This is a genomic window from Bacteroides faecalis, from assembly GCF_003865075.1.
In the GTDB taxonomy this organism is placed as follows: Bacteria; Bacteroidota; Bacteroidia; order Bacteroidales; family Bacteroidaceae; genus Bacteroides; species Bacteroides faecalis.
Genome location: NZ_BHWB01000002.1, coordinates 350,572 through 365,979 on the forward strand (window position 1 = coordinate 350,572; position 15,408 = coordinate 365,979).

13 protein-coding genes are annotated in these 15,408 nt (G+C 38.1%); 5 read left to right on the forward strand and 8 right to left on the reverse strand.

Annotation, left to right across the window (positions count from 1 at the left end; genetic code table 11):
- Positions 1 to 4 precede the first annotated feature (4 nt).
- From EJF25_RS04255 to EJF25_RS04275, 5 genes are read right to left on the reverse strand one after another with little or no spacing between them, the layout of a single operon-like run.
- Positions 5 to 805, reverse strand: coding sequence for a LytR/AlgR family response regulator transcription factor (locus EJF25_RS04255; RefSeq protein WP_125040183.1), 801 nt, complete (start codon positions 803 to 805; stop codon positions 5 to 7).
- A complete protein-coding gene (locus EJF25_RS04260) occupies positions 802 to 1,830 on the reverse strand; it encodes a sensor histidine kinase (RefSeq protein WP_200832871.1) in 1,029 nt (342 codons plus the stop codon). Before EJF25_RS04260 ends, EJF25_RS04255 begins: the two co-directional genes overlap by 4 nt.
- Before the next feature lie 36 nt (positions 1,831 to 1,866).
- Positions 1,867 to 3,171 (reverse strand): TolC family protein, encoded by a 1,305-nt coding sequence (locus tag EJF25_RS04265; RefSeq protein ID WP_125040185.1) that lies wholly within the window; start codon positions 3,169 to 3,171, stop codon positions 1,867 to 1,869.
- A 2-nt stretch (positions 3,172 to 3,173) separates the two neighbouring features.
- Positions 3,174 to 6,206 (reverse strand): efflux RND transporter permease subunit, encoded by a 3,033-nt coding sequence (locus EJF25_RS04270; RefSeq protein ID WP_125040186.1) that lies wholly within the window; start codon positions 6,204 to 6,206, stop codon positions 3,174 to 3,176.
- A 10-nt stretch (positions 6,207 to 6,216) separates the two neighbouring features.
- The gene (locus tag EJF25_RS04275; protein ID WP_125040187.1) at positions 6,217 to 7,287 is read right to left on the reverse strand and encodes an efflux RND transporter periplasmic adaptor subunit; all 1,071 of its coding nucleotides are present in this window, start codon (positions 7,285 to 7,287) and stop codon (positions 6,217 to 6,219) included.
- 196 nt (positions 7,288 to 7,483) lie between these two features.
- Between EJF25_RS04275 and EJF25_RS04280 the strand changes: the two genes are divergently transcribed.
- The 5 genes from EJF25_RS04280 (at position 7,484) to EJF25_RS04300 (ending at position 12,131) form a co-directional block, all read left to right on the forward strand.
- Positions 7,484 to 8,785, forward strand: a complete 1,302-nt coding sequence (locus tag EJF25_RS04280; protein ID WP_125040188.1) for a Na+/H+ antiporter NhaC family protein — start codon at positions 7,484 to 7,486, stop codon at positions 8,783 to 8,785.
- 145 nt (positions 8,786 to 8,930) lie between these two features.
- Positions 8,931 to 9,479, forward strand: coding sequence for a 30S ribosomal protein S16 (locus EJF25_RS04285; protein WP_125040189.1), 549 nt, complete (start codon positions 8,931 to 8,933; stop codon positions 9,477 to 9,479).
- Positions 9,480 to 9,640: 161 nt separating this feature from the next.
- Positions 9,641 to 10,033, forward strand: coding sequence for an L-rhamnose mutarotase (locus tag EJF25_RS04290; RefSeq protein WP_125040190.1), 393 nt, complete (start codon positions 9,641 to 9,643; stop codon positions 10,031 to 10,033).
- Between the two features lie 17 nt (positions 10,034 to 10,050).
- On the forward strand, positions 10,051 to 11,361 hold the full coding sequence (gene fucP / locus EJF25_RS04295; RefSeq protein WP_125040191.1) for an L-fucose:H+ symporter permease: 1,311 nt from the start codon (positions 10,051 to 10,053) through the stop codon (positions 11,359 to 11,361).
- A gap of 74 nt (positions 11,362 to 11,435) precedes the next feature.
- On the forward strand, positions 11,436 to 12,131 hold the full coding sequence (locus EJF25_RS04300; RefSeq protein WP_125040192.1) for a DNA alkylation repair protein: 696 nt from the start codon (positions 11,436 to 11,438) through the stop codon (positions 12,129 to 12,131).
- A 313-nt stretch (positions 12,132 to 12,444) separates the two neighbouring features.
- On the opposite strand, the gene EJF25_RS04305 is transcribed toward EJF25_RS04300, so the two are convergent.
- Genes EJF25_RS04305 through EJF25_RS04315 form a run of 3 tightly spaced genes read right to left on the reverse strand, consistent with a single transcriptional unit; the run spans position 12,445 to position 15,399 of the window.
- Entirely contained in the window at positions 12,445 to 13,779 is a 1,335-nt protein-coding gene (locus EJF25_RS04305; protein ID WP_125040193.1) for an ABC transporter substrate-binding protein, read from the reverse strand.
- 31 nt (positions 13,780 to 13,810) lie between these two features.
- Positions 13,811 to 14,608, reverse strand: a complete 798-nt coding sequence (locus EJF25_RS04310; protein ID WP_125040194.1) for an ABC transporter permease — start codon at positions 14,606 to 14,608, stop codon at positions 13,811 to 13,813.
- The gene (locus EJF25_RS04315; protein ID WP_200832866.1) at positions 14,602 to 15,399 is read right to left on the reverse strand and encodes an ABC transporter permease; all 798 of its coding nucleotides are present in this window, start codon (positions 15,397 to 15,399) and stop codon (positions 14,602 to 14,604) included. Before EJF25_RS04315 ends, EJF25_RS04310 begins: the two co-directional genes overlap by 7 nt.
- Positions 15,400 to 15,408: the final 9 nt, after the last annotated feature.

Here is a 15,408-nt window from a genome sequence, read left to right on the forward strand (position 1 = left end):
AAGTTTAATAATTCAACCATACTTTGAATGCCGAAATTTTATCTTTGCTCACAATAATTTGATTTTTAAAAGGTGGTATCACATGTACTACCGCCTTTCCCAAAAAATAATGTTCAATTCGCTGAATTGCATCTACACAAACTAATGTTTGACGATTGGTCCGGAAGAAAAGATCCGGATCTAATTGCTCACAAAGTTTATCCAAGGCAAAATCCAGAACATATTCCTTATTATTCTTAGTTACTACAAAAGTAAGTTTGTTTTCCGAGTAGAAATAGGCAACCTCGTTTACTGCCAATGTAAAAAGCTTATTGCTGGAAGAAATAAGAAAACGGGTACGATATCTTTTACTTTCTGAAGACGAGACTCCTTGAGTATCGGATAAACTTTCCAGAATTTCTAGTATCCGGTTCTCACGATTAAAATCACGTATATATTTTTCTGTTAGGCTTTCAAAGCGTTCAATTGTTTGCAATAAACGTTCCTGATGAATAGGTTTCAGCAGATAATCAATACTATTTACAGTAAAAGCCCGGACAGCATATTCATCATAAGCAGTTGTGAAAACGATCATGCTATCCGGCTGTGCCTGTTCAATAAACATAAACGAATTGCCATCAGTCAATTGAATATCCAGAAATAAAATATCCGGATGGAGATTGGAACGAAACCATTCAACAGACTCTTCTATAGTACCCGGCAATACCTGTACTTCCCAGTCAGGTCGTAATGCCTGTATCATCTCATGTAACAAACGCGCTGCCGGCACTTCATCTTCTATAATAGCTGCTATTATCTTACTCATTGAAATAAAGGTATTTTTACAGTAAACTTATCTGACTCGTTTTCTATCACAATGTCCTGATTACTCAAGAGTTTGTAACGGGCTGAAAGATTCTTTAATCCCATTCCCGAAGTACCTCCACACTTTTTAGGACGAATCGCGTTACTGATAATCAGCCTCGGTGGTTCTTCAATACTGGTCAGTTCAATAACCATTGGTTTTCCCGAATGAATCACATTATGCTTAATAACGTTCTCCACCAACAATTGAAGAGTTAAAGGAGGCAGTTTCATTTCTTTCCATTCTTCCGGAATATAGTTGTGCACATGGATACAGTCTCCCAAACGAACCTGATGAAGAAAGACATAGGAATCCAGAAAGCTCAGTTCATTATGCAGCGTTGCCAAACGTTGGTTCTGACATTGAAGAATATAACGATATACATCAGAAAGATGCTGTGTGAATAATTCCGCATTCTTAGGATTGTATCTGATTTCAGAGATCAGTGTATTCAAACTATTGAATAAGAAATGAGGATTCAACTGATTTTGCAGAGCTGTATAACGGGCTGTATTGTTCTCTTCCTGTAACGCTGCTGCTTGCTTTTGCAGTTTAAGCGTATGTTGCATGGATCGGTTGGCCAACAGCAGACCCAAAATAACAAGTTCCACTAACCAAACAATGATTAGTATACGCCATCCACCATGAGGAAACACAAACGGACGGGAAGCACCAACCAAGAATTTAGCTGTTACCAACAAACCATAATTGAGTAGAAAAAACATCAGCATGACCATCGTATAAACAGAAATCAGCTTCCAGCGACTATGAAGATTCGCTGAATATTGATTGTCAATCCAGGTACTCAAACGAATCGTAGAATATCCCAGCAAATTGAAAGCTATTATAAAAAATAGCAAAGTCCCTACTGAATAGAGTGCATCCGATACTGTATCAGAGAATCCCGCATAATTAGTCAGCAAAAAAAAGGAAAACACACCTAGGCATGAGAATAAGCTAATATAAAGTATATGATTCTGTTTTATATTCATACGATTCTTTTCAGACAAAGTTACTGTTTTTTATCGACAATTATAGCCATGAAGAGCTTTTATTAATTCGGAATAATACCCTTGTGCTGCAGCTTTGGCTTGCACATAATTTACTTGTGATGTTTGCCGATAAGTCTGGGCATCGATCACTTCTACCACAGATACTTTGCCTTCATTGTAACGTTCCATCGCCTTTGCTTCATTCTCTTCTGCTTTAGCAAGCGAACTTTCACTTAAGCGTACCCGCTCGATGGCTTGCGACAAAGATTTACGTGCCACCCCAACTTCAAGTTCCACCTGATCAGACACTTTATTCAAATTATCTTCAGCCATGCCAATGCGAAGTGAAGAAGCACGCTTCTCACTTCGCCGTTTTCCCCACTCAAAGATGGGCACGGAAACTTTGGCATAAACTGCATAATTAGGGTCCAGGTCTTTTTTAAAATTATATCCGGGAGATGAATAACTTCCATCTATTCCCACATAAAATTGGGGCTTGAATTGTGAATCATTTAGTTTCTTTGTACTTTCAGCTATTCTAATATGGTCATAAGCCATATTTACTTCTGGACGCCCCATACCTGTAGCAAGCCACAATGAATCATTAACTATCACCATCGGTATTTGCAAATCCAACTCAGTAGAGTGATCTAACTGGATTCCAATCATAGAGTTCAACGCCATCCTGCCTGTTTCAAAATTACTTTGTGCCTGAAGTAACTGATATTCTGCTTCATTCAATTTCACTTCTGCCATCAACAAATCTTGCGGATCGACAAAACCAACATCTACTCGTTCTTTGATCGTTTTCACCAAAGCAGCCATCGAGTTTCGAAAGTCTTTAGCTACTGATACTATTTCCATACGAGCAACAGCACTCCAATACTGAATATCCGTCTGATAGCAAACTGCATCATTCAAAATTTTCGACTGGTTGCTTGCTAAAGATTGTTGGTGTTGTGCCATCCGAATGGATTCCAGCAAACGACCTCCCGTATAAACCGGCTGTAATAAAGAAAGAGAGCCACCATACTTCAACTGCTTTCCTTCCACTGTTTTCGACAATCCTAAAGTAGGAATATCCAATGACAATTCTAATGGATTTCCCGTATATTGAAAATTAGCAGCACCGGAAAGTTTCGGCTTTAAATCCGCACGCGCAGACTTCTCAACTTCTATGCTAGCAGCAATATTTTTTTCTGCAACTTTCAGGTCGTGATTGTAGTCCAATGCCATAGCCCGGTATTTCTCTAACAAGAGACTCTGCTGAGCTAATATAGGCATGGACATACAAACACTTCCACAACACAACAAACAAACTATTATTTTTTTCATCTTTACCTTCCTCTTACTTTATAAAACATAGAATACAATGCAGGAGTCACAAATAATGTCAGTCCTGTGGCAAATGTCAGCCCGAAAATAATGGTAGCAGCCATACCTCCAAATGCTACGTCAAACAATAGTGGTATCATACCAAAAATAGTAGTTGTGGCCGCCATCAATACTGGACGGGTTCGAGAAACTGTTGCCTCAATAATTGATGTATATAAATCTATTCCACTTCGATGTTGTATATTAATCTCATCAATCAATACAATGACATTTTTTATAATCATACCAAGTAATCCTAGCCAACCGGCTATCGGGAAAAAGCCGAAATCAAAACCTGTCAATAACAGACCAATCGCAATACCTATCAGCGACAAAGGCAAGACGCATATAATTATAATCGGTTCACGGAAATTACCGAATAAAGCTACCAAAATCACTACTAATGCAAGAAATGCTAACGGAAAATATTTAGCAATAGCCTGCATCGCTTCACCTTGATCCTTATACTGGGCATCCCAGAAGAAAGAATAACCTTCGGGCAATTGAATCTTTTCAATTTCTTTCCTTATTTCTCCATGTACTTCTGCCATAGTATGTCCGGACTTCACACCACACATAGCGGCCATAGACAATTGCCGATTATAAGTTCTTATCTGTGGAAATTCCCAAGTTGTTTCAATTTGTTCTGTCACTTGCGAAAGTGGAGCTGATTTCTCACCGTTCCAGATTGAAAAATCTCCCAAAGAATTAACATCTATAATATCTACATTGCCGGATTTCAGCAAAACAGGCACTTTCTTTTCATCATCCCGATAGACGCCGACAGGTAAACCGTCATTTATCGACTTTACAGATTCCATCATAGAGGCTTTTGTAATTCCCAATGCACCGGCTTTGACCGGATCATATTCCGGTCGGATCATCATCGACATATTTCCCCATTCATTACGCGCATCCGCAACTTTGGGATTTCGACGCATGATTTCAATAGCCTGTCCTACTAATGAATCGAGTACCGCGGGATCCGGTCCCAAGAAACGAGCTTCAATGACCGCCTCTGTCAGCGGACTTAGTTCGAACTTATTTACTTTAATCAACGGCTCTGGGTATCTTACTGAAATCGAATCTTGCAAACGAGCATGTAGCTGACGAGAAAGTTTCGAAGTCTTGCACTTCACCAATATTTGAGCATAATTGGACTGAGGTCCAAAAGACACATTAGACAAATAATAGCGTGGAGGTGTGCGACCAATATAGGTTGATACCATTTCAGCCTCTTCCTGATCTTGAATATAGGTTGCCATTTCCATAGCCATTTTGTCTGTTTCTTCAATTTTAGTCCCTTCGGGAAGCCACATATCTAACGTAAAATATTGCTTATCTAATGCAGGAACAAAAACCTTCGGAATAAACTTAAAACTCCAAGCTGACAACACAAGCATTACGACCATACAACCGACTGTTGCATAACGGTGACGAATTACCCACCGTAAAGCAGCCCGGAACTTATCATAATATTTACCTGCAAAAAGTGCCGCCTTAAGTTCGTTGGGTCTAGGGCGACGGACAAACTCCTGAATGAAGAAAGTAGTCTGTGTCAGCGCAAAGCCCCAACTGAACATCAGCGAAACACCGATCACTACAACTAAGGATGACAGTAATTCGCCAGTAATATGTGGCGAATAATAGATAGGTAAAAAGGTTAGAATGGCAATAACAGTGGCAGCCAACAGTGGCAAGGCAGTGGAAGAACAGGCTCTCAAAATAGCGACTCGCTTACGCATTCCTCTTTGCATATTGACCAATACTGAATCGGATACTACAATAGCATTATCGACAAGCATTCCCATTGCAATAATAATCGCCGCAAGTGACATACGTTGCAAAGCAATTCCCTGAGAAAGCATTACGATCAATGTAGCAAAAATAGAGAATACCAAACCGCTACCAATCAGTATACCGTTTTTGAATCCTATAAAAAACAATAGAATAGCAATCACTGTCACTACCGAAATAATCAGATTCCAGATAAATCCTTGATTTGCAACTGCTGATTCATAGCCTTGATCATAAATAATTTGTAACTCAAAGCCTTCGGGAATTATCTCTGCAAACTGATCAATCCTGACTTTTACAGCTTCAGCCATATCTACTACATTACCAGTAGGAACAGTGGATATGGCTACACCTATTGCTGGTTTTCCATCAATCCGCATTTTATTACTGGGTGGTGTCTGGTAGCTCTCTTTTACCTCAGCGATATCTGCCAAACGGAAATGTTCACCTGTACGTGCCACAATCGTCAAATCCCGGATATCATCCAATGAATAAAAATTTCCGGTAGATTCAATCCGTATTCTGTCCGTACCCGCATCAATTCCCCCTGCATCGACCACTCTGTTCTGAGCATCAAATGCACGAGATATATCTGCTGTAGTAATACCGCTTCTTGCCATAACGGAAGGGCTAAGAATAACATCAATCGTCGGAGATTGTACTCCGTATATTTCGACTTTCGCTACGTCTTTCACTTTAAGCAACTCATTTTTGATAAGTTTGGCTTGGTCTTCTAACTCCCGGTAAGAGTAGTTTTCTCCGGTCAATCCATAAAAGACTCCTAGTACATCTCCAAAATCATCATTTACTACGGATGGACCGGCCCCGTCAGGTAATTTTGACTGCACATCATTGACCTTACGCCGAAGTTTATCCCACAACTGTTGCATCTCATCTGCACGAATCTCTTTTTTCACGTAAACTGTGATTTTAGAAAGTCCTGCACGATTCTCTGTCTTTAAGAAATATAACTCACCCAACGACTGGATGGATTCTTCCAGTACATCTGTCACTTGAGATTGAACTTCGGAAGGAGAAGCACCCGGATAAGGAGTCATTACTAATGCCTGTTTAATAGTAAATGGCGCATCTTCTAACTTTCCCATTTTGACATACGCCAACAACCCACCTCCTAATATCAGTATCAACAGCAAAATGGTCACTGACCGTTTCTGCAGGAAATATTTTACAAATTTCATATATTCTGTCTTACTTTTGAGCTGTAACTGGCATTACTTGTTTCTGAGATACTACTTCTACAAGCATTCCTTCGGATAGAAAACGCAATTTGCTAATAGCTACTGCTTCACCTGCTTGTAATCCTCCCTTAACCTCTACTTTCCCATTAGGAAGCAATTCTCCCAAAAGAACTTTTCTCTTTGATACTTTTCCGGTAGTATCATCAACCGTCCAAACATAATCACCTTCAGTAGGACGATGACTAAGAGCTGTTTGCGGAATTGTTACCATCTCTGCCGACGAAGAAGAAGGTAGATCGAGCAATACTTTTCCTGAAATACCTGCAGGCCATTCTCCTTTTTTATTAGGTAGTAAAGCCGTCATCAAAAAAGAAAGGTTATTACGAGTGGTGCTTTTTGAAACATCCACTACTTTAGCTGAATATACTGTATTCGGTCGGACATCAAAACGAACTCCTACATCTTTAATCTGTCCAGACTGAAATGCGATATCCTGCGTAACATAGGCCTCTATCTTTAGCTGAGTAATATCAATAAATGAAATGACAGGCTGAGTAGCTTTTACATCTTGATACTTTTCAATGTACACCTCTCCCACATATCCATCGAAAGGGGCTACTAAATGAGTATCCTCTAAGTCATTAGCAGCAGTTTCAAAAGCTGTTTTCGCTGAAGTATAATCAGCATGTGCTTTTTCGTAAGCACTGGCAGAGATATTATCTTTTTCAAACAGCACTTTAATTCGCTCAAACTCTGCTTTTGCTTGTTTATATACAGCTTCTGCTTTCTCTTTACGAATACGGAAATCACGTGAATCTATTTCAGCAATGATGTCTCCCCGATGATAAAAATTACCGGCATATACTTCAAAACGATCAATTGGTCCACCAACTCGAAAAGAAAGTTCTGTCTCTTTAAAGGGTTTTGAAATAAATGAGAATTCACGAATGGAAGAAGGTACCAAAGTTTCTGCTTTCACCACTTTAATCCTTACCGGTTCTTCTGACTTCTTCTCCCCTTGCCCGCACGCCGTAAGTAGGCAAAGACAGAAAATGCACATTGAAAATTTAATCATTGTCATTCTGTTATAAGTTATTAAGTTATCAACGGCACGAAAATAGATGAAAAAGACAAAACCATCCGGAATTTAATTTCTGAGACGGAAAAAGAAGAAGCTCAAACGGAAAAAGAAAAGATGAAATTTCAGACCTTTTGTCTTACTTATGTGTTTCCTTACTATCTTTGCAAATCGTAAACAAAAGCCACAATATCTATTTATGACTGAAGAAAGAATTCATAAGAACCGTTCCGGCAGTTGGTGGGCACTTAGCCCGTTGCTCGTTTTTCTCTGCCTTTATCTGGTAACTTCCATTTTGGTTAATGACTTTTATAAAGTACCTATCACCGTAGCTTTCCTTGTTTCTTCCTGTTATGCTATTGCTATTACTCGCGGGCTTAAACTGGATCAACGGATTTATCAATTTTCTGTAGGTGCCGCCAATAAGAATATTCTGCTCATGATCTGGATATTCATCCTTGCCGGTGCTTTTGCACAAAGCGCCAAGCAAATGGGAGCCATTGACGCCACCGTTAATCTGACACTACATATCCTCCCAGATAACTTATTATTGGCAGGAATATTCATTGCCGCCTGTTTCATTTCCCTGTCTATCGGAACAAGTGTTGGAACCATAGTTGCTCTTACCCCTGTTGCTGTAGGACTAGCAGAAAAAACAGAAATAGCTCTTCCTTTCATAGTAGCTGTAGTAGTCGGTGGTTCATTCTTTGGAGATAATTTATCTTTTATTTCCGATACCACCATTGCTTCAACAAAAACTCAGGAATGTGTGATGCGTGATAAGTTCAGGGTAAACTCCATGATTGTGGTTCCAGCTGCAATCATAGTATTGGGCATTTACATCTTTCAGGGATTGTCCATAACTGCTCCCGCTCAGGTACAAAATATCGAATGGATTAAAGTTATACCTTATATAATAGTATTAGGAACAGCAATTGCAGGAATGAACGTCATGCTTGTATTAATTATAGGTATCCTGACAAGTGGAATTATTGGTATATCTACTGGCAGTTTCAGTGTCTTCGACTGGTTCGGAGCAATGGGAACAGGTATTACAGGAATGGGAGAATTAATCATCATCACCCTATTAGCCGGAGGTATGCTTGAAACAATCCGTTACAATGGCGGTATTGATTTCATTATTAAGAAACTGACCCGACACGTTAATGGAAAAAGAGGTGCAGAGCTTAGTATTGCCGCTTTGGTTAGTATAGCTAACTTATGTACTGCCAACAACACTATTGCTATCATCACAACGGGACCGATTGCCAAAGATATTGCCCAAAAATTTCATCTTGACCGCAGAAAGACAGCTAGTATTCTCGATACTTTCTCCTGTCTGATACAAGGAATGATTCCTTATGGAGCACAAATGCTGATTGCCGCGGGACTAGCAAACATCTCTCCTATCAGTATCATCGGTAACCTTTATTATCCATTCACAATGGGAACTTGCGCATTGCTGGCTATCCTGTTTCGCTATCCAAAAAGATACTCATAAAACTGATATTAAGCTCGGTCAGATAATGATAAATCAAAGAAAAAGAATAGAAATATTTGTCAATCAAAAGAAAAGCCGTATCTTTGCGCCCGCTATTACGAGTTAATGGCATAATTCAAATCAATCATTAAAAACAATTAGTAAAATGGCAACTAGAATCAGATTGCAGAGACACGGACGTAAAAGTTACGCGTTCTATTCAATTGTAATTGCAGACAGCAGAGCACCACGTGATGGTAAATTTATTGAGAAGATTGGTACTTTCAACCCGAACACCAATCCTGCTACAGTAGATTTGAATTTCGACGCTGCATTGGCATGGGTGCTGAAAGGTGCTCAACCAAGTGACACTGTACGTAACATCCTTTCTCGTGAAGGTGTTTACATGAAAAAACATCTTTTGGGTGGCGTAGCTAAAGGCGCATTCGGTGAAGCAGAAGCAGACGCTAAATTTGAAGCTTGGAAGAACAACAAACAATCAGGTTTGGCAACTTTGAAAGCTAAAGAAGAAGAAGCGAAGAAAGCTGAAGCTAAAGCACGTTTAGACGCAGAAAAGAAAATCAACGAAGCAAAATCTAAAGCACTTGCTGAAAAGAAAGCTGCTGAAGAAGCTGCAAAGGTTGCTGCTGAAGCACCTGCAGAAGAAGCTGCTCCGACTGAGGAAGCTCCTGCAGAAGAAGCTGCTGCTGAATAATTCTCGGCAGATTCCCAACAAGAAATTTGGAAAAAGCTATAAATCCTCTCTGGTTCGCCGGAGAGGATTTTTGTTTTATGCTACAAAACATAGGGCTAGACTTTTCCCTTTCAAAATAAATTGCTTTCCTTTACATGAATATAATTCAATATAAATGCTATATGGAAACACCTAAAAACGGTTATAAAGTAAAATCTTACAATATTCCTGTCAAACGATATTGCCAAACCCTTGATTTGCGTGATTCTCCTGAACTAATTACAGAGTACAGAAAAAGACATAGCCAACAAGAAGTATGGCCCGAAATTCTGGAAGATATTCGTGAAGTTGGTATTCTGGAAATGGAAATTTATATCCTTGCTACTCGGCTGTTTATGATTGTCGAGACTCCTCTTGACTTTGACTGGGATTCAGCAATGGAACGACTGAACACTCTTCCCCGACAACAGGAATGGGAAGCATATATGTCGATCTTTCAACAAGCAACTCCCGGCATGAGTTCAGCAGAAAAATGGAAACCGTTGGAAAGAATGTTCCACCTATATAATATTTAAAACTACTCCAAACGACTATGAAACACAATAGGCAGTCTATCTTGTCAAAAGATGGAATTAATTATCTTATTCCTTTCATTTTAATTACTTCCTGTTTTGCCCTGTGGGGATTTGCAAACGACATCACCAATCCGATGGTAAAAGCATTTTCTAAGATATTTCGGATGAGTGCCACTGACGGAACATTAGTTCAAGTAGCCTTCTATGGCGGTTACTTTGCTATGGCTTTTCCTGCCGCTATCTTTATCCGCAAATATTCCTATAAAGCCGGTATTTTGTTGGGACTGGGTCTATATGCTTTCGGAGCTTTCCTATTCTTCCCCGCCAAACTAACTGGAGAATATTATCCGTTTCTGATTGCTTATTTTATACTAACCTGCGGACTTTCTTTTTTAGAAACGAGCTGCAATCCATATATTCTTTCTATGGGAACGGAAGAAACTGCCACACGACGGTTGAATCTCGCCCAATCTTTTAATCCTATGGGATCACTGCTCGGAATGTATGTAGCTATGAACTTTATCCAAGCTAGGTTAAATCCAATGTCTAGTATTGACCGTTCACAACTCTGCGAAAATGAATTCCAAACTATTAAAGAAAGTGATCTTGGAGTACTGATCGCTCCTTATCTTGCTATCGGAATATTGATTCTAATCATGTTAATACTGATACGTATAGTGAAAATGCCTAAAAAAGGAGAAGAAAATCATCATATCGACTTTTTCCCTACATTGAAGCGTATCTTCTCTCAAGCCCATTACCGAGAAGGAGTGATAACTCAGTTCTTTTATGTAGGAGTACAAATAATGTGCTGGACATTTATTATTCAGTATGGTACACGATTATTTATGTCACAAGGCATGGATGAGAAAAGTGCAGAGATTTTATCTCAACAATATAACATTGTAGCAATGGTTATTTTCTGCATCAGTCGTTTCATCTGTACTTTCATCCTTCGTTATCTGAGTGCCGGAAAACTTCTGATGATTCTGGCTATTTTAGGAGCTTTATTTACATTAGGGACAATCTTCTTCCAAAATATCTATGGATTGTATTGTTTAGTTGCTATCTCTGCTTGTATGTCACTTATGTTCCCTACGATTTACGGTATTGCCTTGAAAGGTTTGGAAGATGACGCTAAATTCGGAGCCGCGGGATTAATTATGGCTATTCTGGGTGGCTCTGTCCTTCCTCCATTGCAAGCAAGTATTATTGATTTGAAAGTAATAGGTATCTTCCCTGCTGTCAATGTATCTTTTATCCTGCCTTTTATTTGTTTTCTGGTAATCGTTAGTTATGGATATCGGACAATTAAAAGAAAATGCTAGGTTGTGATCTCTTATTTTATACTCTAACTTATGATTATTTGTTATCTTTGCTATCATTGATTATATAAAACACCATGACAACATCAGAAAATATCCGTAAAGAGCTAGAAGCTTTAGCTGACGCCAAATACAAAGAATTTCATTCTTCCCTACTTCCAGGTACTGATAATGTGTTAGGAGTACGCATTCCTCAATTACGTACAATGGCAAAGAAAATTGTTAAGCAAAATGATTGGCACTCCTTCATAGAAATAGCTGATACTGAATATTATGAAGAAACGATGTTACAAGGAATGATCATCGGGATAGCTAAGACCGATTTTGAAAAGCAAATGAATTATATAAGATTGTTTATTCCTCGTATTGACAATTGGGCAGTATGTGATATTTTCTGTGGAGAGCTAAAGACATTAGTAAGAAAAGATAAAGATAAAGTTTGGCTATTTATACAACCTTATTTATATTCTGACAAAGAATTTGAAAAACGTTTCGGAATTGTCATGCTATTCCATTATATTAATGAAGAATATATTAACAGATTATTAGAATATGCAGACCTATTTGAACATGAAGCATACTATGCCCGTATGGCTATGGCATGGTTGATATCTACTTGTTTTGTGAAATTCCCAGATAAAACAATGGAATATCTAAAACATAGTAAATTAGATAATTGGACTTTCAACAAAGCATTACAGAAAACAGTAGAATCATTACGTGTAGATAAAGAAACTAAACTACTTATCAAGAGCATGAAACGGAAACTATAAAAAATGAACTATACGAAAGTACATAAAAAACATCATAATGTTTTTTTAAATCACCGCAATCTTTGAAATCGATCATTGGGAAGACTGAATTCAAACATTGGGATGTTTTTTATATATCATTATTCAACTTTAAAAAGTCGTTTCCAAAGACATCAAAAGGCTCTTATTTTGAGAATTGTTAAGCATTAATAGTTCATTCCTCAGCTATTAATATCCTAAATCTCAACTATTAATACTCCATTTCTCAGCCATTAATACTCTAAAAGCGGGTCAATATATATGGCTAAAAATCATTTGTGGAAGGTTGAAATTATTATTTTTTCATTCGCTTATTCTTCCTCCGACTTCTACGTCTTTGTAGTTTCTGACGATTATAGCGTTGCCATCTTTTATAAATCATCCAGCCACTCATCAGTCCCACTACAACGAAAATCAAAATAGTAATTCCAACTCCTAAATTATCGCCTTTAATACGAGACCAAATATCCAGCACTTCTTTTGTTTGATCCCCGAAATCTCGAATCATAGCACAGCGTTCTACTACTTTATGATCTGGATATTGTATCTTATCAATCTGAATACTATCAGCTCCGGGACCAAAGAAATAGCTTAAATCTGAAAAATAATTAAGTGTACTATCTATTTTCTCCTCCATAATTTCAGGAGTAGCAATCGAACTGACATATCCACAAAAATCCATATTACGCAAAGCAATATCAGGACGACACATAAAATTTATAAAATAGCTGGCAGCCTTCGGATTCTTTGCATACTTAGGAATGACCCAACCATCATACCAAATATTACTTCCTTCTTTAGGCACTACATAATCAAGATCTACTCCCACAGCATTCCCTTCATCAATTGCCCAAATAGCATCACCGCTCCAAGTCATATTCAGATAAGCCTTGTTTTTCGTCATCATCTCCTTCCCGAAATCAGCTTCCCAACCGGCAATATTCGGTTTCAATGCCTTCAGATACTTCTCCACCAATTCCATGGCACTCGGAGAATAATCGTTCATCAATTCTTCTACAGTAACCTTCCCTTCTTCCAGATCCTTAGCATGAGCATAAATGATAGCTGTACCATAAGCATCACGATAACTATCTTTCATCAAAATCTTACCAGTATATTTCTTATTCCACAGACAATCCCATGATAACGCATCCGAATCGGGAACATAAGCACGATTATAGAGTATACCGGCTGTTCCCCACATATAGCAAACTGCATAACGGCTAGCGACTTCACCCGGCTGGCTCAATTTATCAATTTGTTCACGAATAAAAGGGGATACATTTTTCATATAATTCGGCGAATGAGCAAAATTAGTATCAATAGGCAACAACAAATGTTTTTTCAACATTCTTTCAATGATATATTCTGAAGGACAAACAACATCAAAATCCTCATGCCCTTTTTCTATTTTTGTCAGCATGATTTCATTGATATCAAACGTCTGATAAACGATACGGATATCTTCACCGGTCTGTTCTTTATAATAAGACTGGAAATCTTCAAGCACACTATCACCTATATAATCTGCCCAATTATAGATTTTAAGGACCCTTTCACGCGGTTCCCCTGAATTATAGCAACCTGCCAAAAACAGCAATAACAAAATAACAGGTATTATTCTTTTCATTTTATTCTTCACCTAGAGCACATTAAATAATCTATTCATATTTCTTCTTTGCTTTATCAGCCCGGTAATTAAGTACAATTAGCAAAGCCAATACCACAACAAAGATAATAGCAGACAATGGACGAAGTTCAGGAGTCAAACCTCCTTTACGGGCGTCTGCATAAATATAAGTCGAAAGTGTTTCCAGACCTTGATTACCAATAGTAAACACAGTTACGGCAAAATCATCAATAGACAAAGTTAGAGCAAGCATGAAGCCACTGATCATCCCCGGACGAATCTCCGGAATAATTACTTTCCACAAAGCTTGCATAGGTGTAGCCCCTAAATCAAGAGCAGCTTCATAAATATTCGGATTCATCTGCTTCAAACGTGGTAAAACGCTTAATACAACGTATGGTGTACAGAAAGTAATATGCGCCAATACGACTGTTGTATATCCTTGAGTTATACCTACGGAAACAAACAAAAGAAAAAGAGAAATACCGGTAATAATATCTCCATTCAAAATGGGAATGCTATTCACAAAGCCAATTGCTTTTCGTGAACGGGCTTTAAGATTGAATATACCAATAGCAGCTATACTACCCAGTAAAGTAGAAACAGTAGCTGCCAATAAAGCTATTGTTATGGTATTTATCAGTGCATTCATCAAAGAATGGTGAGTACCAGTAGTAAATAAAGAAGAGTAAAGTTTTGTGGAGAAACCGGTCCAGTTACCCAATACTTTTGCTTCAGTAAATGAATAGATAATAATAATCACAATCGGTGAATAAAGCAATAAAAGCAATATCCATAAGTAGGTCTGAGCAAAAATCTTCTTTACCATAATCCACCTCCTTCGTTATTGTCCTTATCATCAGTACTGAACAATGAAGTAGCAGCAATCAGTAACAACATAATCAGTGAAAGAGCAGCTCCATAGTTCCACATACTATTATTGATGTTCTCCTGAATAGTTGTACCAAAAAGTTTGATATTGTTCATCGTCAATAGTTCGGCAATGGCAAAAGTAGAAATAGTCGGCATAAATACCATCATAATACCGCTCATCACGCCTGGCATAGAAAGAGGAAGTACTGCTTTAAAAAAGACTTGTAGAGGATTAGCCCCTAAATCCTGTGCAGCTTCAATATAGCTATGATCCATCTTCTGAAGAGTGTTATAAATCGGATAAATCATAAAAGGAATGAAGTTGTACACCATACCAAATATCAATGCACCTTCACCTAAAGGAATACTAAAGAAATCGAATAAAGCAACAGTTGCCAACGTACGTACCAAAATATTCACCCACATAGGCAGAATAAAAAGTACGACTAATGCTTTTGAACGATTCAGTTTACTGTTACTAAGTATCCAAGCTGCAGGATATCCCAACAGGATACAAACAAGAGTAGTAATAATAGCAATACCTATCGAATATACGAAAGTATTAATTGCTTCGGGATGTTCAAAGAACTTCTGAAAATTAGCGAGGGTCAAATGACCATTATCGTCGGTAAAAGCATACACAACAATTAGAATCAACGGTATGATTACGAAGATCGCCGAAAAAATAATGTATGGCAAAGTCCAACTCTTACGTGATGACAAAAAGACTAAAAACCTCTTATTCACTTCCTTTCC